The 18,380-nt window shown below is 44.7% G+C and carries 14 protein-coding genes; 4 read left to right on the top strand and 10 right to left on the bottom strand.

Translation table 11 applies throughout. The features are described from left to right. Window positions 1-49: 49 nt before the first annotated feature. Window positions 50-223 (top strand): hypothetical protein, encoded by a 174-nt coding sequence (locus CEF21_RS21245; RefSeq protein WP_164462138.1) that lies wholly within the window; start codon window positions 50-52, stop codon window positions 221-223. Window positions 224-850: 627 nt separating this feature from the next. On the opposite strand, the gene rsgA is transcribed toward CEF21_RS21245, so the two are convergent. After that, window positions 851-1,909 carry a ribosome small subunit-dependent GTPase A gene (gene rsgA, locus CEF21_RS09205; RefSeq protein WP_481747644.1) on the bottom strand — a complete coding sequence of 353 codons (1,059 nt, stop codon included), beginning with the start codon at window positions 1,907-1,909 and terminating at the stop codon, window positions 851-853. A gap of 289 nt (window positions 1,910-2,198) precedes the next feature. On the opposite strand from rsgA, the gene CEF21_RS09200 reads away from it, so the two are divergent. After that, window positions 2,199-2,558: a DUF2500 domain-containing protein gene (locus tag CEF21_RS09200; protein WP_241156802.1), complete on the top strand. Its 360-nt coding sequence runs from the start codon at window positions 2,199-2,201 to the stop codon at window positions 2,556-2,558. A gap of 41 nt (window positions 2,559-2,599) precedes the next feature. On the opposite strand, the gene CEF21_RS21925 is transcribed toward CEF21_RS09200, so the two are convergent. From CEF21_RS21925 to CEF21_RS09160, 8 genes are all read right to left on the bottom strand, one after another. Beyond that, entirely contained in the window at window positions 2,600-3,220 is a 621-nt protein-coding gene (locus CEF21_RS21925) for a methyl-accepting chemotaxis protein (RefSeq protein WP_481747669.1), read from the bottom strand. Between the two features lie 976 nt (window positions 3,221-4,196). Further along, the gene (locus tag CEF21_RS09190) at window positions 4,197-5,165 is read right to left on the bottom strand and encodes a S8 family peptidase (protein WP_123915525.1); all 969 of its coding nucleotides are present in this window, start codon (window positions 5,163-5,165) and stop codon (window positions 4,197-4,199) included. A gap of 708 nt (window positions 5,166-5,873) precedes the next feature. Next, window positions 5,874-7,433, bottom strand: coding sequence for a M14 family metallopeptidase (locus CEF21_RS09185; protein ID WP_123920105.1), 1,560 nt, complete (start codon window positions 7,431-7,433; stop codon window positions 5,874-5,876). A gap of 216 nt (window positions 7,434-7,649) precedes the next feature. Next, entirely contained in the window at window positions 7,650-8,276 is a 627-nt protein-coding gene (locus CEF21_RS09180) for a YesL family protein (protein WP_123915522.1), read from the bottom strand. 54 nt (window positions 8,277-8,330) lie between these two features. Further along, window positions 8,331-9,905: an extracellular solute-binding protein gene (locus CEF21_RS09175; protein WP_123915519.1), complete on the bottom strand. Its 1,575-nt coding sequence runs from the start codon at window positions 9,903-9,905 to the stop codon at window positions 8,331-8,333. A gap of 41 nt (window positions 9,906-9,946) precedes the next feature. Next, on the bottom strand, window positions 9,947-10,819 hold the full coding sequence (locus tag CEF21_RS09170) for a carbohydrate ABC transporter permease (RefSeq protein WP_123915516.1): 873 nt from the start codon (window positions 10,817-10,819) through the stop codon (window positions 9,947-9,949). 10 nt (window positions 10,820-10,829) lie between these two features. Continuing rightward, window positions 10,830-11,804, bottom strand: a complete 975-nt coding sequence (locus tag CEF21_RS09165) for an ABC transporter permease (protein ID WP_241156800.1) — start codon at window positions 11,802-11,804, stop codon at window positions 10,830-10,832. A gap of 225 nt (window positions 11,805-12,029) precedes the next feature. After that, on the bottom strand, window positions 12,030-14,246 hold the full coding sequence (locus tag CEF21_RS09160) for a helix-turn-helix transcriptional regulator (protein ID WP_123915513.1): 2,217 nt from the start codon (window positions 14,244-14,246) through the stop codon (window positions 12,030-12,032). Window positions 14,247-14,485: 239 nt separating this feature from the next. Between CEF21_RS09160 and CEF21_RS09155 the strand changes: the two genes are divergently transcribed. After that, the gene (locus CEF21_RS09155; RefSeq protein ID WP_123915511.1) at window positions 14,486-15,004 is read left to right on the top strand and encodes a hypothetical protein; all 519 of its coding nucleotides are present in this window, start codon (window positions 14,486-14,488) and stop codon (window positions 15,002-15,004) included. 63 nt (window positions 15,005-15,067) lie between these two features. Beyond that, window positions 15,068-16,129 (top strand): hypothetical protein, encoded by a 1,062-nt coding sequence (locus CEF21_RS09150; protein ID WP_123915508.1) that lies wholly within the window; start codon window positions 15,068-15,070, stop codon window positions 16,127-16,129. On the opposite strand, the gene CEF21_RS09145 is transcribed toward CEF21_RS09150, so the two are convergent. After that, a complete protein-coding gene (locus CEF21_RS09145) occupies window positions 16,126-18,255 on the bottom strand; it encodes a YhgE/Pip family protein (RefSeq protein WP_164462137.1) in 2,130 nt (709 codons plus the stop codon). The two genes, CEF21_RS09150 and CEF21_RS09145, sit on opposite strands and share 4 nt — an antisense overlap. Window positions 18,256-18,380: the final 125 nt, after the last annotated feature.

The following is an 18,380-nucleotide window of genomic DNA, read 5'->3' as shown; positions in this document are numbered from 1 at the left end:
TATACATATAAAAAGGGGAACAATGGAAAAAGGGAAAAAGGAGAACGTTATGAGGCTAACCTCAAGATTATGCATGGTTTGTTCGATCTTATCTGTTTTGCTCTACTTTTCAGCAAAGATCCTCTATTTTTCAAAGTTCGCCCAATACATGAATCTATCATCCATCCTGCTCGTCTTCGTCATCGTCATCGCCTTCTTCTTCGATGACCACATCGGGTACTAAGAAAAGCGGAGGGCGCTTGATTAGCGCTGAGAGACGGTGGAGCTGGAACTGACAAAGTCGCTCTTTGACTTTGACAGGGCCAGCGAAGCGGCCGAAGCGCTAGCGCCCGGAGCTGGACAACTAGAAAAGCGGAGGCGGCTTGCTTATCCTCGACAAGCATAAGACAATCATCCGGAGGAAGGCGCTTTTTCCTTCCGGAGGGTGAGTGGCTTATGACCTCGAGAGGTTAGCCGCCGGAGCTGGACAACTAGAAAAGCGGAGGGTGCTTGCTTAGCGCTGAGAGACGGTGGAGCTGGAACTGACAAAGTCGTATTTTGACTTTGACAGGACCAGCGAAGCGGCCGAAGCGCTAGCGCCCGGAGCTCGACAACAAGAAAAGCGGAGGGCGCTTTCAAGGAAACGGGTTCAGAGGAGTGCAATTGCTGACCTCGGACTGAGAATTGCTGACTTTTTGCCGTTAATTGCTGACTTCTCAACGTTAATTGCTGACTTTTTGCCGTTAATTGCTGACTTTTCAACGTTAATTGCTGAATTCTACCGCTGCAGCTTCCTGCACTCCAGCATGGTCATGTAAGCAAAGTTCGAATGCAAGCACAAAGAGGCAATGGACTCCCATTGCCTCTTTTTTTATTTCTTATGCTTTTTCATGCTTTTGGATATTTGCTTCCATTTTGCTTTTTCTTCTGCCTGAGCTTTTTTATCTTCTTTTCTGGCTAGAAAAGCAAGCTCCTTCTGCAGCTTCTTGTAGCTTTCATACCGTTCTGTTTCCAATACGCCTTCTTCGAGTGCTGCTTGGATGGCGCAGCCCGGTTCTGCCTGATGGCGGCAATCGGTGAATCTGCAGCTTAACGCGAGGGCTTCAATATCTTCAAACGTTCCCTGAAACCCCTCATCTGCACTCCACAGCTGCAGCTCGCGCATTCCCGGTGTGTCAATGAGGCAGCCTCCCGTTTCTAGGGGAAGGAGTTCGCGGTACGTTGTAGTATGTCTGCCGCGGTCATCATCTTCACGGGCCGCCTGAGTTTTCAGGTGCTCCGTTCCGAGAAGCTGATTCGTAATCGTCGATTTTCCGACACCGGATGAACCAACCAGTGCAGCCGTCTTTCCTCGTGCACAGTAGCTCCTGAGAATGGCTGCAGAATCAGCATCCAGTGCGCTGATGGCATAAACAGGCACCCCGAAAGCCACGGATTCCACCTCAGCAATGCGCTCGTCCCTCTCTTCACACAAGTCTGCTTTATTCAAAACCACAACCGGACTCGCTCCGCTCTCCCAGGCCATGATTAAATATCGCTCAAGCCTTCGTATGTTGAAATCGTGATTTAAGGCCATCACAATAAAAAGCGTATCGACATTCGCTGCAACAATTTGCTCTTCCGTGGTGTTTCCCGCTGATTTTCTGGAAAACTTGCTCTGTCTTGGCAGAATCGCATGAATGGTTGCTTTTCCTTCCTGATAGCGCGGTTTAATAACAACCCAATCGCCAACTGCAGGAAAATCCTCTCTGCTACCAGCTTCAAATCTCATTTTTCCTGCCACTTCACTGAGCACTTCTCCATGCTCAGTCAAAATCCGGTACAGTCTTTTATGTTCCAGCGTAACTCTCCCGATTTCATATCCATCAGCCTTAAAAGGCAGAAAAGCCTGTTCAAAAAATGGGGTCATCCCCAATTCAGCTAAGTTCAATTTTCATTTCCTCCCTATTCCGTTTCGTTCATCAATGAATAACGGTCATAGAGAGATGACACTTTACAGGATCAATCCCTCCATGACGCTGCCTGCAATCGCAAATTTTCTCATCATACATCACTCCTTAAGGGATTTCTGAGCTTTGTGCTCATACCATTCATTATACGAGAGAATAGAAGAAAATGACAAATACTCCTCACGAAAAATTATTTACAAACCATCCCGTAAATAGGTAAAAAATGTTAAAGTGGTTTTACAGCACATCTTACTGAAATGAGGGGTCCCTATGTCTGATAATCCGGACATGATGTTTCAAATTGTATCCACTGTCGTCATCATTGGTTTTATTATTGTATTTGGCCTGATCCTTTTCTCGATTATTAAAGGAATATCGGAATGGAGCCGCAATAATCAGCAGCCTCTTTTAACGGTTCCTGCAAAAGTTGTCACAAAAAGGACCGGTACAAGAGGCGGCGGGGAAACGAGAGTCATAACCACCTATTTTGTTACCTTTGAAACCGGCGGTTCTGAACGAAAAGAATTTCAGATAAAAGGAGAGGAGTTCGGACTTCTTACAGATGGCGACTCAGGTGAACTCAGTTATCAGGGAACAAGATTTAAAGCATTTACCCGTTCTGTTCAATAAAAAAACAGCCAGAGGAGATTGGTCCGCTGGCTGTCTTTTATTTAGGCGCCTGCCTTTTTCAGCATGGCAGAAGCGGTTTGTTCCAGATCATGAATACTCCGGACCATGCTGCCGATCCGTGTATTTTGTTCCTCTGTACTCGATAGCACTTCTTCAATGACCGCACTTGTCTGATCTGTAACAGCGGAAACGGAAGAGGCTTCCTCCATAACAAGACTCGTATTCTGACTTAGGGCATCGAGGCGCTCTTCAAGCTGAACGGCCCCATTGGAAACATCTTCAACCGTCAGCAGGATATGGTCCATCCTCTTTTTCACTTCATCTGAGGAAGCAAGGCTTGAAAGGAAAGCTTCATTCCCTAATTGCATGTCTTCTGACGTTTTGTTCGTTTTTTCGATAATCCGGTCCAGAATTTCATGAATGCCTCCGGCAGATTGCTTAGAGTTCTCAGCTAAAATTCTGATTTCATTTGCCACAACAGAGAATCCTTTTCCATGCTCGCCCGCTCTTGCCGCTTCAATACTCGCGTTGAGCGCCAAAAGATTCGTCTGATCTGAAATATGGGTAATGGTCTTAACAATCGATTCCACATCTTTCGTTTCCTTCTGCAAATCAGTGATCGATTCAACAACCTTCTGAATAATAACAGATACTTTGTCCATTTCTTCGGATAAAGAGGTCATTTGTGTATTTACATCCGCAACCGATGTTTCGGTTTTGATAAATGATTCTTTCATAGTAGCGGATGAATCTTGAACACCTTCAGTAAAATTGCCGATCAATTTCAGCGATTGATCAATTTTTGCTATGCTTCCCGCCTGTGTTTCTGCTCCCGCTGCCAGTTCTTTAAACGCCATCGTCAAATCACTTGAGATTTCCCCAACAGTGTCTGAATCTGTTTTTAGGATACCGGTATTTTTCGTAAGGGCTTCAAAGGCATGCTGGATTTGTCCGAGCAGCAAATCACTGTTCCTTTTTGATTCTTCCGCAGCATTCAGGCTGTTTTCTGCTTCTTTCCTCATCTTCTCCCCTTGCAGACTTTGAAAAATAAGGGCGGCTACAATCAGAATCATAAATGTATTTAAATTCACAACCATTATTCCTTCAATGCCAGGAAACATGGTATCGCTATGTGTGAAATAAAAATAATTCGTCAGCACAAGTCCAAGAATCCCGGCCAAAACAACTTGCCTGTAATTTAAGTAAAGCGTGCTGACGGCAATCATATAATAAGCCATCAAATAGGATATGATGGTCGGTTCCATTTCCATCATAATAAAGCTTAGGATCCCTATAAATATGATGGCTAAATAACTCAATTGGATAACAAGCCATTTTTTCAGTACTAAGACTGTAAAGACCGTCCCAATTACTGTGCCAAAACCCCCAAGCGTCAGTAAAAAGGCCGAGCTTGCTCCTGTAATCCAATAAGCCGCCAAGCCTAAAATCAATGATCCCCAAATGATATAGATCATGATGATATTTCTTTGATGCACCCGCATCTTATTCCGATCCAAATCCATTCTCGCCACTCCCAATTATAATATAAGCCATACGGATTTTATATCGGCATGATGCCCATGCTTATTTACAGAAAGAAAAAAAATTCCCTCCCGAATCGTCCGGGAGGGAATTGATTTAGTTCACAGCCTTGACTGCCGAATTATTTTGTTTGGCTTCCTCTTTTTCCTGCGCCCGAAGAAAAATCAGTCCGTTTCCTTCCGCCTTTTTGGATAGTCCCACTGAGACGGTATTTTTACAGAGCTGCGCATAAACTTCTGCTTCTGTTAATGTTCTTCCAAACTCTTTTTCTTCTTTTTGGATAAGCAGCGCAGCCGCTGCGGAGGCATGCGGCGTAGCCATCGATGTGCCGGAGAGCTTCGCGTATTTATTGCCCGGATAAGTCGACACAATATTTACTCCCGGTGCAACCAGATCAATTTCATCATTTGTATTGGAAAACTCGGCCAGCTGTTTCTTTTCATCTACAGCCCCGACCTGTACGACTTCTTTATAATAGCCAGGGTAGGCTTTTTCGACTGTATCCTCCCGCGAATCACCTTCATTGCCAGCTGCACAGACGACGAGAATGTTATTTGCGACTGCATCTTGAATGGCTTCATGAAGCTCAGGAATATCTTCAGGGCCGCCAAGCGACATGGAAATCACTCTTACCTTCTCCCCATTCTCACCCTTCCACTCTGATGCATAACGAACCGCATGAATGATTCCTTCATAAGATCCGCTGCCGTCATCACCAAGCACTTTCAGAATGAGCAGCTTCACATCCGGTGCTGCACCGGCCACTCCCTTGTCATTCAATGTTGCTGCAATGGTACCGGCAACATGCGTGCCATGATAGTGTGAATCACTGTAATCGGCCTCATCCCCGCCAACGAAGCTTTTCCCGCCGATAATCCGGTCCTTTAAATCCGGATGGGCGGCATCACATCCTGTGTCCAGAACGGCAACAACAACTGAATCGCCCCTAATACCCTGATCCCACAGTTCAGGGGCATTGATCATGTTGACCCCATAAGGAATTTCTTCAGCTGCCGAATCAAAAACCTCTTCTAATTTAAATGGAATTAAACGAACTTTGCTCATGCTCTTGTCCTCCTTTAAGATAGGTTCTTCCGTAATAAAGGGGTAAAGAAACGAACGCTTGTTCTTATTTTAACATATAAAGGAATGAATTTCCATCTATTTTTCTTCTTAGCTCTTTAAAAATATCTAGCCGACTGGCACTTAAAATTTGTCCGTTTGTTTTTTCTGTCCAATCACGAACGTTATTTGTCCATCCCTCCGGCTTTTTTCGCTGTTCCTGGACTTTATTTGGCCGATAGAAAACGGAATTTGTCCATTCCATTTTTCTGTCCAATCACACACGTTATTTGTCCATCCCGCCGGCCTATTTAGCCGTTCCTGGACTTTATTTAGCCGATAGAAAACGGAATTTGTCCATTCCATTTTTTCTGTCCAATCGCGCACATTATTTGTCCAATCTGCCGGCCTATTAAGCCGTTCCTGGACTTTATTTAGCCGATAGAAAACGGAATTTGTCCATTCCATTTTTTCTGTCCAATCGCGCACATTATTTGTCCAATCTGCCGGCCTATTAAGCCGTTCCTGGACTTTATTCAGCCAAACTTGAACACAATTTTGCCGTTCCGTTTTTAGGTCTATCCCGCTTGTTATTTGTGCGTTCCTGCCTGCTTGTCCGTTACTCGTCTTGATCAAGCCGATCACGAACGTAATTTAGCCGTTTCATACTATTTGTCCAACCAGAGCGGTTCTGCCCGCTATTCCCTCCCTTTATTTGAGCGTTTTTATGTTATCCATAAACCGGTATACCGGGAGCCTTTCCCCTACTTCAGAAGGGATAAAGCCAAAGCTTTCAAAGCTGTCGACAGATTCCGGTTCCAGTGATAGAGAGAGCAGATTTGTCTGCGGCTGGGACGTTAAAAACACCACACTTCCTTTTGGAACCGTCACGCTTTCCTCTTTTACCGCTGCCTTGATTTCGTTCAACTCGATTCCTTCATATTCTTCGGTTCTTGATTTGTGTGTGACGACGAATGTTTCAAGCGGCAAGGTCTTGTCCCTTTTCAGGGTAAAGCTTTTTAATCCCTGATTTCTTAGTTTGGCTGCTGCCTTTTCATGACCGGGCTCTATAATATATGCGGTAGGGCGTTCTCTTGTCATCACGGCTTTTGCTTGAGATGCGCTCTTATACAGAACCGGAACGTCTTTCACTTTGCCGGCGGACACGTCGACCATTTTCAATGTTTTTCCTTCGACTGTCTGGTTCTCGCTGTTAATCACAATCTCATCTTTGTCATTCGGGGTGAGTCCCTTTTGGATGAGCTTCAGTCTTTCTTTCGCTACTTGCAGCTTAATCTTCCCCGCATGCTCGGCTGTCAGCCTGATGATGTTCTCGTGGGCGGCAATCTGGGCTGCTGTCCTTCTTGCAAAGTTTTCCCTGCCGATTCCGATTCCTCTTGTTTCCACAAGAAAGGATACTGCCGGGGACAAACCAAAAGCATTGCGGCCAATTCTTGCTTCCGTACTGCCCTCCTCAAGCTCGATTTTTCCATCTTTGCTGATTTTTGAAGTGTAGTACGGTTCATTTGAAAAGCCTTTCTTATCTAATACTGCTTCCGTATCTTTAACATATAGATCATCTGAGAGTTTTCTTATGTTTCTAGGGATGTTTAAGTTTTTCCCGGACAGCAGCAGCAAATCATGATACTTTAGCAGCCCAAGCTTTGTAAATTCCTGTCCGACACTGTATTCATGAGCATCAATTACGACTTCCGGCATATAGCGGCTGAATTCCTCATGAATCGCCTGAACTTCTTTTGACTCAAGCTTTACGTGATCACGGTTGCCGTCCATTCCGTTTGCAAGCTGTCGTTTAAATTGATAAGAGCCGTCTGGATTGACCCTTGGGATGATGATGACGTTAATGCGGTCCAGTACTTCATCCCCGAGCTTTCCGGAAAGTTTTTTTGCCAAAGCAAGCACGGCTTCCCCTGCCGCAGGCTCATTTCCATGGATCTGGCCCTGCAGCCATACAGTCGGTTTCCTGGAGACAGCCGATGGAGAGATTCTTTGATCCTTTGAAAAGTAAAGGCCAAGGATGGACAGACCTGTTTGGGATTCTCCGATTTTTTTTACGGACAAATGATTCGTTTCCTTTCTCAGTCCTGCCACAAAATCTTCTAATTCTTCCTGCGAGGTAAAGGCGTCGCCCTCTCTTCCAAAGGCCGGCGTCAAAACTTCAGGCTTTGGTTCCGGGTAAAGATCCATAACCTGCTTCGGCTGACTGAATTCCTTTCCGTAATAAGGGGTTACGGCATTTGCGGACGGCATAATCCCTGCAAGGATCAGACTCGCTGCCGCAGCAGCCGCTCCCCACTTTCCCACTCGTCTCTCCACTTCACCACTCCTCTCAATCTATACATCCAGTATAACGATTTTCGTTAATTATCTAAATATTATGAAATATGTGATTTATTGTTGAGGCTTTGGTCACATGGAGGAGATATTGTCGAAAAAGAACCCCGGCACCGGTGCAGCAGTTCCTTCTCAGGCTTCTGTTTGCATACGCTGTTCCTCCTTTTCTCCCGCTTTCGCGAACGCTAAATCCGCAATCCCCATCAAAGCAAACCCAAGCAGGCTGAAGCTGATGAACGGCAGCAGCGATGGAAGAAAAAGCGTTAAAAAATAAAAGCCCGCTGCTGCGGCCAGCATAGAAATCGAATGAAACGGAAAGGAAAGGGCGAGAAGCAGGGCAAGTTTCATCGCTTCCCGTGCTCCTGCATGAAAGTGCACATACACCGGAAAAACAAAGAGGAAGGACAGGGTATAGATAACGAGAGCCATTGCCATCAGCAAATAGAAAATAATGCCTGTTATTCCGCTCATTCCGATTGCCGCTTTTAAATAAAAGAATAGGACAAACCCGATGCCCGTAAAGACCCAGCCTATGATATTGGCTTTTTTCCATTCACGCATCCATGTCTTTTTAAAGGTATCCAATATTCCGGCTTCCGATTCTCCCCTGATCCATTTGCGCATCACGGTAAACATGCTGACAGTTGCGGGGAAAAAGCCGAATATTCCAAGTCCGAAAACAGAAAAAACCATCCACAGAAACTGGACATACACGAGCCGCATGACCCATTCCAATCCCGCATACAGACGGGTTCCCATACAGATCCTCCTATTCAAACAGGTCTGGCCAATAAGACCAGACCCTCTTAGTCATCAACCCTTTGTATAGCGGTCGTATGCATCCTTGTGAACTTTAATGAGCTGATCCACTCCCATTTCCTTCAGCCGCTTTTTAAATTGAGCAAAGTCTACGGGTTCTGCCCCCATCATCCACTTCTGGATCATCTCATCACGGTAGGTCATAATCTGCAGGCCGATGTCATTTTTAATTTTCTCTTCCTCTTCAGTGAAATTCAAAGCGGGAACTTCTTTCAGGAAGTAATCGTTTTTCACATAATCATTAACTCCCTCCAATGCCAGAGGAGCCATCCATTGCTTTTCGTATTCGAAGTCCTGCTGATAAGCGAACATGATCTGGGCGCCTTTTGCACGGAGAGCTCCCGGCACATCCGGACTGCTTAAAACTTCTTTCGTGAATGTAGGCACTCCGTTTTCAACCGTGTACGTATCCCCTTCTACGCCATAGTTCATCAGTCTGCGGCCTTCTTCGGTGAAGAAGTAATCTAAATATTTAATCGCTGCAACCTTGTCTTTAACGGAGTGGCCGATTGCCACTCCTGTGTAATTATTAAATGGTGAACGTACCGTCGGTTCAACGCGCTCACCCTTCGCATTTTCAGGGGGAGCCATCGGGACAAGATTAAAATCGGGTGTATGCTTTTTGGATATATCATTGTACGTAACTGTACTTGCGAACCAATCGTGGGTGGAACCGCCTGTATTGTTTCCGAATAGAACGTCTCTTGATGTTGCACCCCTGGTAAAGATCTCAGGGTCAATCAGTCCTTCCCCATACCACTTGGCCAGGTTTTCCATGGCTGTGCCAAAGTCTATTTCCATCGGTCCATAGGCCACTTTGTCCCCTTTCAGGTAAAAATCACCGTATCCGCCCCAAAGGCTCGCAAGGTCAAAAATACGCTGATTGATGCGTGAAAAGAGCGGAACTTCATCAGCCTTCCCGTTTCCATTCGGGTCCTTTTCTTTAAATGCTTTTAAAACCGTGTAGTATTCATCGACAGTCTGAGGCATTTTCAGCCCGAGCTTATCCAGCCAGTCCTGGCGGATAAACCAGCCTTCAGCGGCTTCCCCGTCTGCAATAAACGGCAGGTAATACAAGTGCCCGTCAGCCGCTTCTGAGACCTTCATAATCTCAGGCATTTTATCCAGATAGCTCTGTATATGCGGGGCGTGCTCTTTGATCAAATCCTCCAGCGGAATAAACGCCCCTTCTTTTCCATATTTATTGAGGTTTTCTTTTTTCTCAAAAACAAGGTCCGGGATTTTCCCTGAAGCAATCATTAAGTTAAAGGCTTCTTCACTCTTGGTAGAGGATTTAGGGGCGACTCCCTTCAGGCTCACATTTGTCACTTCGGCCGCTTTTTTGAACGTACTCCAGTTATCATCAAAGATCACCTGTCCGTCATTGTAATGAAGATGAATCGTCATCTCCATCGGCTTTTCACTCGCCTTCGGCCCCTTCGTTTCATTGCTGTCACCCGTCTGCTCTGTTTTCTCCTTCGGCGCTGAAGCTGAACTGCTGCATGCTGCAGCTGATAAGACAAGCATTCCTGAAGCAAGAATCAATGATAGCTGTTTCCCTTTTCCCATGTTTTCTCCCCCTTGTTTTTGTTATCCATCAGAAATCCCGGCTACTCTTTGATCCCCCCAAGCATCGTTCCCTTCACAAAGTACTTTTGAAGGAATGGATACACAATGATGATCGGCAAAATTGAGATGAAGATGGTGGCATAAATAATGGTTTCCCTGGAAAACTCCATCATCACATCCCCGGCTGACAGAACTTGCTCACTGACCGTCATCTCGACAATCAGTTTTTTCAGCATCACCTGCAGAGGTATTTTGCCTTCATCATTGAGCAGGACCATCGCCCAAAAGTAGCCGTTCCAGCGGGCAACCGCATAGAAAAGTCCCACTGTTACGAGTGCAGGCTTCGATAACGGAAGATAGATTTTCATTAATATTTGAAGATCATTCGCTCCATCCACCTTTGCCGACTCCTCAAGTGAATCCGGAATCGATTGAAAAAAGCTTCTTAAAATAAAGACGAGGAAGGTGGAAATAGCAAATCCGATAAGGATGCCTGTTCGTGTATCCAATAGACCAAGCTCTTTAAAATTAAGATAAGTCGGGATGATTCCTGCCTGAAACCACATCGTAAAGGCGATAAAGAACGCGATCAGCGCTTTGCCGCGCAGCCGTTTTTTCGATAAAGGATACGCACCGCAAATCGTGAATACAAGATTGACCGCTGTTCCCGCTACTGTGTAAAAAATCGTATTTCCGTAAGCAGTCCAAATTGCCGGATCTTCCAGCACTTTAAAGTATGAAAGAAACGTAATATCCTTCGGCAGCAGAATAACTTCACCTGATATCACCGCCTGTGCGGAACTGATGGAAGCAGAAAACACGTAGATGAATGGGTAGATGCAGGCAACAGCTAAAAGAGTGAGAAATCCATAAATGAGGATATCGGTCAAACGTTCACTTCTGCTTTTTTTCAATTTGATCCACCTACCATAAACTATTTTCCGTAAATTTTTTGCTGAGTTTATTGGCGGTTACCACAAGGATGAGTCCGACAACTGAGTTAAATAATCCGGCCGCTGCGCCAATTTCATACTCTCCCCCCTGAAGTCCTGCACGGTACACATACGTATTGATTACGTCTGCTGTCTCATAAGTGCTTGGCTGATAAAGGAGGATAATGGCTTCATACCCTACCTCAAGGAAGGCTCCAATCTGAATCAGAAACAAGATCATGATGGTTGGCAGAATTCCCGGAATCGTCACATGCCAGATTTGCCGCCACCGGTTTGCCCCATCCATTTTTGCGGCTTCATAGAGTGCCGGATTGATGCCGGCGATTGCCGCCAGATAAATGATGGCATTAAATCCAACGTCTTTCCAAATGTTCATACCCGTGAAAATGGTTCGAAAATACTCAGATTCAGTAAGAAAATACGTTTTATCCCCGCCCATCCTGTCGATGATGATATTCACCAGACCGTTTGTCGGAGCAAGCATGTTCGTTATGATTCCTGTTATGACCACTACCGAGATAAAATGCGGAAGATAGGTTAGCGTCTGCACCGTATTTTTAAAAACCTTGTTTTTCACTTCATTTATTAGAAGCGCAAGCAAAATCGGTGCGGGAAATCCGAAAACGAGTCCGTAAAAGCTGATCAAGATTGTATTTGTCAGGGTGCGCACAAAATACTCGCTCTCAAAAAAACGGATAAAATTATCAAAACCTACCCATGGACTTTCCGCAATGCCTTTAAATAAACTGTAGTCCTTAAAGGCGATCTGCAGGCCGGCCATCGGTTTGTACTGGAAGATGATGTACCACAGAATAAAGGGTACGAGCATTAAATACAGATACCTATCGCGGACCAAGCTGTTTTTGACAGACAGAAGAAAGGGGATTTTGACAGGTGCAGGTTTAAGATCAGATGTTTGTTTTGATTGGATAACGGGTGATTCCAATCCATCATCCCTCCTTTTTTTGTAAGCGTTTTCTTAATGTGTTCATCTTATCCTGCCTGCAAGCCGTCTATCTATCTCAATTTTCCTGAACGGATATCCATTTTTTAAAAAGAGAATGAAAATTAAAAGAAATGAGGGTTTATATGAAAAAATAGCGATGGTTTAAGATTTGAGGTACAGCGGATAAATTGAAGAGTAAAAAAACAGAACCCTTAAGGCTCCGTATTAGTCCGATCTCTCATATTGCCCGGGTGATAATCCTACGTATTTTTTAAAAATCCTGATGAAAGTATTGACGTTATTATAGCCAACGAGTTTTGAAGCTTCATGAACCTTGATCTTTTTATCCGCAAGCAGTTCCTTCGCCTTCTGTATTCGATACCGGTTTAAATACTCTTTGTAGTTCTCTCCGGTATGGTCTTTGAAAATGGTGCTAATGTAGCTTGGAGTCAGCTGGAAGCGCTCAGATAAATCCTGTAAAGAAAGGTCCTCATGATAGTGATGCTGGATAAACATGACGATTTGACTGGCAGTGGAGGATCCGTTCTGATTCGTTTCGATTTGGTCGGTCGCGCTTGTGAAGGTTTTCACGATTTCTCCTTTTAACGCTGCACGATTCCTGATTTCACTGAATTCTAAATGCAGCAATTCACCTCCTGAGGTACTGGAAGATGACTGGGCAATCCGGTTGACCGTTCCAGCCATGGCAAAGACAAACTGGGAAAGATCCGCCTTGTCCAAATTCTTTTCATCAATATTTTCCTTTAGGATCCGATGCAGAATGCGAAATGCTTCCTCCTTCTTGCCTTGTACAAAATAATGAATCAGTTCTTTTTCGACCTCTATTGGGTAATAAAAGGTTTGTTTCCGTTTGGCTGTAAAATCATCCATACTCAATACCTGCAGCTTTTCCATAGACTGCCTCTTTTCAAGCAGTTCGGATGCCTGCTGAAACGACTGATCCAATCCCGAAAAACCTTCAATCTCCGGACCGATCGCAGCTGTAATATATTGATTGATTTCCCGGTCCAATAATTTTAGGGCAGATGTAATTTTTTCTTTTAATGCTGAGACGGGAATCTTTCCTGTCAGGAGAGCGGCTCTCCCGGGACCCAGTTCCACCATCTCAAAAGGAACGTTATCTCCCAAGACCTCTTTTAGCAGGCGGATGGTCTCACGGCTCACTTGTATTCTTGCCTCATTCAGCAGGCGGTAATCGAATTCAATAATGGTAACGGATGCATGCTTTTCAAATGGAGCCAGCTTAAATTGCCCGATCCCTTTTTGAATGGCTTCCTCGGAAGAGATGCCATGCAGGACATCCCACAAAAATTTCATTTTCAGCGGAATTTCATTTTGACTGATGGCTATTGTCAGCTCCCTATTAACCTCTCTGATCCGCTTAGCTGTTTCCTGTATATACAAAAATTCATCTTCACCTGATTCCATTGGATACTCTTCTCTAAGAGCGGCCACCATTTTATGAACCGGCTTATATGTATACCAAATCAAAGCGCAGGCGATGATCATTCCCGCAAGAACAAGCAAAGCCGGAAGAAGCGCAGCTGCGAGCCACTGGCTGTTTTGATCCGTTTGCGGCGGATTTTTTGGTGTAACGTACACATAGCTTAAATCTTTAAGACTTTTAGAACCGATTGAATGAATGATCTCTCCTTCCTTTTCCATTCTCGAGTACGAAGATACCTGTTCATTCCTGAGGGCAATGTGCTTCGATACGTCCTGATGCAATGTTTTTTTCTCAGCCTGATCCAAAGAGAGCACCTCTCCTCCGGATACAAGCAGCAAGGCATCATCCTGATGTTCCAAAGCCTCCGGCAGAAGATCCATCTTTTTGAATGTCAGGAAAAACAGGACCGTTTTAAGATGGCTGACCCTGTACTTTTTAACAAGCGTTAAAGTATCTGCGTTGCGGGCACCGGGAATCGAAATGGTTTCAAAATAACTGGACCAGCTATTATCCTTTGCAAATTGATCAAATCGTTTGCGGGCGCTGCCTTTCATCGCAAGCTCATTTAAAAAATTCTGCGCAGGCACCGTATAATTTGACGTAATCACCGTTCTGTCGCCCCGAAGCATAACCGCTATCTCATAATCATAATTAGAAAAGGCTGTTTTATTGCGCTGAATTTCCTGAAGAACCCTTCCCATATGGTAATACTTTAGTTCAGACGCGGAGAGGTCCGTATAATCCTTAAATGCCTCACTTGTTTCCAGCTGGATCATGGCATTCAACGCCACTTGAATTCTCTGGTCCATCATTTCCTGGGCCTGCTGAAGCAAAAGCTTCTGGCTGCTGTTGCGCTCAACCCGGCTTATTTCCATATTTTTAGAATAATAAACTCCAAGCGCCCCAATAGAATAAATCACAATGATTAAACAAAAAGAATAGAAAAGAGTCCGAAAGAATTTATTTCTCCACAACCCACAGTCCCCCCTCTGCCTCTCTCTTTGTTCTATATATTCGATTTTCCCTCTTCCAAATCCTTCAAATTCACTCTGTTCATTCACACAGAAATCCGGCTTAAGCCTTGTCCCTTATAGGTTTTTTATGCATGAAATCTTGATTGCATACCATTTGAATTTCCATCCAAACTCTTGTAAAATATCAAATTGTGTGTGCTGAACGGTTTTATTTTCATTTAAAAAGGAGGGCGCATATCATGCTTCTTGCGGATACCAGACCTGACCAGGAAAAGGACGCAGAAGAAATTTTAGAGGAAAAAGAAGAACTCGAAATGCAGCTTTACAGGATGCAAGCCAATATAAAAGATATCGCGAAGAATGGAAAAGGCGAGGTACTCGGAATCGATCAGTCAAAGGAAGACAAATGGGTGATTGTGCACGCTGTGGACGACGGGAATGCATGCAAAATCATGATCAATGACTGTGAAACCTCCTACAGGGGAATGTGGGACTTCTCCATCCAAGCGACATACAAAACCGATGGAACCATTAAAATTGGTGACATCAAAGGACCTGCCAACAAAGGATATGGGTCCATCTGCATGAATTATTTAAAACAAAAAGCCCGCCAAAACAACATCCCATTTATCGTCGGAGATATTGCCAAACGGGATTGGGATCACGTGGACCGTCTTGTCCACTTTTATAAAAAACACCAGTTTGAAGTGGAGCTGGACCGTGAAAACCAGTGCGGAGAGATTGTGTGGAATGGATGAGACTGCTCAGACTGGGAGCGGTCTTTTTTTATGGAACGGAGTTGAATGTCCGTCTGAAATTATTTGTCCGTTTTCCCACTTTATTTGTCCATTCGCCGCCCTGATTTGTCCGTTCTAAAACGGAATTTGTCCATTCCACACGGTAATTTGTCCGTCCGGATTTATCTGTCCGTCTTCCCCCTCACTTTGTCCATTCGCCGGCATTATTTGTCCTTTCCAAGACTGGATTTATCCATTACCCACGATTATTTGTCCGTCCGAATTTTTCTGTCCGTTTTCCCACTCAATTTGTCCATTCGCCGGCATTATTTGTCCGTTCCAAGACTGGATTTATCCATTACCCACGATTATTTGTCCGTCCGAATTTTTCTGTCCGTTTTCCCACTCAATTTGTCCATTCGCCGGCATTATTTGTCCGTTCCAAAACGGAATTTGTCCATTACCCACGATTATTTGTCCGTCCGAATTTATCTGTCCGTTCCTCCACCTTATTTGTCCATTCGCCGCCCTGATTTTTCCGTTCCAAAACGGAATTTGTCCATCCCTCAAGCTAATTTGTCCGTCCGAATTTTTCTGTCCGTTTTCCCACTCAATTTGTCCATTCGCCGGCATAATTTGTCCGTTCCAAAACGGAATTTGTCCATTCCCAACGCTTATTTGTCTATCCGAAATTATCTGTCCGTTTTCCCCCTCAATTTGTCCATTCGCCGGCCTTATTTATCCGTTCCAAAACGGAATTTGTCCATTCCCCACGATTATTTGTCCGTTCGATTTTATCTGTCCGTTCCCCCACCTTATTTGTCCAATCGCCGCCCTGATTTTTCCGTTCTAAAAAGGAATTTGTCCATCCCTCAAGCTAATTTGTCCATTCGATTTTATCTGTCCGTTCCCCCACTTTATTTGTCCATTCGCCGCACAGATTTGTCCGTTCCAAGAAAGAATTTAAAGGATTTGTCCATTCCCTACGCTAATTTGTCCGTCCGAATTTATCTGTCCGTTCCCCCATCTCATTTGTCCATTCGCCACCCTAATTTGTCCGTTCCAAGACAGAATTTGTCCATCCCCCACGCTTATTTGTCCATCCAAATTCCCTCTCGTTCCCAGCTTAACGAAGCCACCCCTTAGTGGATCAGCTTCGACTCACTTAGTTTCCTCCTGAATCCTTCTGATGCCCGGTTGATCGGTTTTTTCAAAAAAACTGCGAATAAAATGGCGCCCGCCCCGTAACAGATGATTCGCACTACATCCGCAGCGGCGATGTCCCACAGGATGCCTCCGATTGCTTCTCTCAATAGGCTGATGGCATACGTAAAAGGAAGAAATGGATTGATTGCCTGGAAAAACGGCGGAGTTACCTGTATGGGGAACGTGCCTCCTGAACCTGCCAGCTGCAAGACAAGCAAAATGATGGCAAAGGCTTTGCCGATATTGCCGAATACAGAAACAAGTGAATAGACGATGAGCATGAATACGGTGCTGATCAGCAATGAAAAGAGAATCAGCCAGCCTGGGTGAACTGCATAAACCCCCAGCAGAAATACGTTTCCGGCGGCAGCGATCAGTGCCTGAAAAAGTCCGATGGTCCAGAAGGTTAAAAATCGTCCAAAATAGACGTGAATGCTCCGGTACGGATGATCCTCCATAATTTCCACTGACAGCAGGGAAACGAGCAGCACGCAGCCTACCCATAAAGAAAGAACGGTATAGAACGGAGCCAGAGCAGATCCATAGTTCGGTATGGGAAACATCCGCTCCTGCTTCAATTTGACAGGCTCGGAGAAAAAACTGCTTTCCTTTTCGGCGTTGTTTTTCAGCAATTCGATTAAATTATTGATATTCTCGGTTTTTTTAAACGTCCGGATATCACCGGCAATTTGACCGATTTTCTTTTTAATGCGAGGCATTTCCTCTTTGAAATCGGCAAGTTTCGTTTCTCCGAGTGACAAGCCTTTTTCTGCATCTTTCAGGATTTTCTCCACGTCCGGAATGCTGCTGCTGACAGCTGAAAGCACGGAGGCAGCTTCATCAGCAGACTTTCGGGCACCCTTCAGAGCGTCCATGATGTTCGGCTGGATGACCGTCTCAAATTGACTGTCCAGCTCTGCCGCTTTTGATTTTGTATCCGAAATTCTTTTTTTCAGTTCATCAGCCCGCTGTCCCCGCTCGACGGTATCGGATATGCCGGACAAGTTATCCAATAATTCCAGCTGCTGACGGCTATCGCTGCTGATTTCGTTCAGCCTGCTGATCGGTTCATCCAGAGCAGAAGAATCAGACTGGCTTTTAAGTCTCCCGAGCACGTCAGAAAGAGCTCCTGACAAAGCAGCGGCAGCTGACAGGCGTTTTTTTGCTTCCTCTATTTTGGCGGGGTCAGCTTCTGGATTCTTCCACTCTTCTGCTAGTCCCTCGAGCGAAGTAAATTGGTCATTCAGCACACCGAGGTCACTTTTCAGATTTTCAGGAAGCTTTTGAAAAGCCTCTTCACTCTTGCTTAGAATTTTTTGAACAGATTCTGTTACTTCTATTCCCTTGGAAGACAGGTCCGCTGCGATGGGAAGCTGTTTCTTTGCTTCTTTAACGACCTTCTGGGACTTTTCTACATCATCCGATGCTGTAAGGAGGATTTCTTCAATTCTTGGAAATTCCCGTTCCAGCCGGAATATGAGCGATTCGAGTTTTTGGATGGCTGGAAGCTCAGCCTCCAGTTTAATTCCAAGCTTATTGAATTCGGCAAAAATGGCTTTTGTCGCTTCTTTTACAAAACTGGAGCTAACCTGTTCAATAATGGTTGTGGCCCCTTTGTTCGTTATTTTCGGAGCAATCGGATTGATTTTCTCATTTACCGAATAGATAATTTCCGGCTGAACCGGCTGATCGGACAGGACGGTGCCAATTTTTTTGGAAAAGTCCTTTGGTATTTCCATACGTGCGTAATAATCACCATGCTGAACTCCATTTAGCGCTTGTTCTTTGCTGACAAACTGCCAGTCAAACGAATGGTTGTTCCGAAGCTTAGAGACAATTTTGTTTCCGAGGTTTACGTTTTTTCCTTCTAAATTGTCGCCTTCATCCAGATTGGAAACAGCGATTTTTATTTGATTCGTGTGTCCGTATGGATCCCATGACGCTTTAATGTTAAACCATGCGTAAAGGCTGGGCAGCAGAATCAGTCCTCCTGCCATGATCAGTGCTGCCCAGTTCCGCGCTATTCGTTTTAAGTCCTTCGTATAAATGGAAAAAACAGATCTCATTTCGTCACCGCCGCTAATTGGTACTGTTAGTTTGCCGGATGCGGGTTGAGACATGCATAAAAAAAGAGACCCATTCGGAACTTCTGTTAATCACTGATCATCATTTCACTCTTTATTTTCCCGCA

The sequence above is a fragment of the Bacillus sp. FJAT-42376 genome (genome assembly GCF_003816055.1).
GTDB lineage: Bacteria > Bacillota > Bacilli > Bacillales > Bacillaceae > Metabacillus_B.
This window is presented reverse-complemented; position numbering and strand designations above follow the sequence as displayed.

Coding starts and splice junctions, on each gene's coding strand:
- CEF21_RS21245 (WP_164462138.1), top strand. CDS start 50: ATGAGGCTAACCTCAAGATTATGCATGGTTTGTTCGATCTTATCTGTT.
- CEF21_RS09200 (WP_241156802.1), top strand. CDS start 2,199: ATGTCTGATAATCCGGACATGATGTTTCAAATTGTATCCACTGTCGTC.
- CEF21_RS21925 (WP_481747669.1), bottom strand. CDS start 3,220: ATGGACAAAGTATCTGTTATTATTCAGAAGGTTGTTGAATCGATCACT.
- CEF21_RS09190 (WP_123915525.1), bottom strand. CDS start 5,165: ATGAGCAAAGTTCGTTTAATTCCATTTAAATTAGAAGAGGTTTTTGAT.
- CEF21_RS09185 (WP_123920105.1), bottom strand. CDS start 7,433: ATGCCGTCCGCAAATGCCGTAACCCCTTATTACGGAAAGGAATTCAGT.
- CEF21_RS09180 (WP_123915522.1), bottom strand. CDS start 8,276: ATGGGAACCCGTCTGTATGCGGGATTGGAATGGGTCATGCGGCTCGTG.
- CEF21_RS09175 (WP_123915519.1), bottom strand. CDS start 9,905: ATGGGAAAAGGGAAACAGCTATCATTGATTCTTGCTTCAGGAATGCTT.
- CEF21_RS09155 (WP_123915511.1), top strand. CDS start 14,486: ATGCTTCTTGCGGATACCAGACCTGACCAGGAAAAGGACGCAGAAGAA.
- CEF21_RS09145 (WP_164462137.1), bottom strand. CDS start 18,255: ATGAGATCTGTTTTTTCCATTTATACGAAGGACTTAAAACGAATAGCG.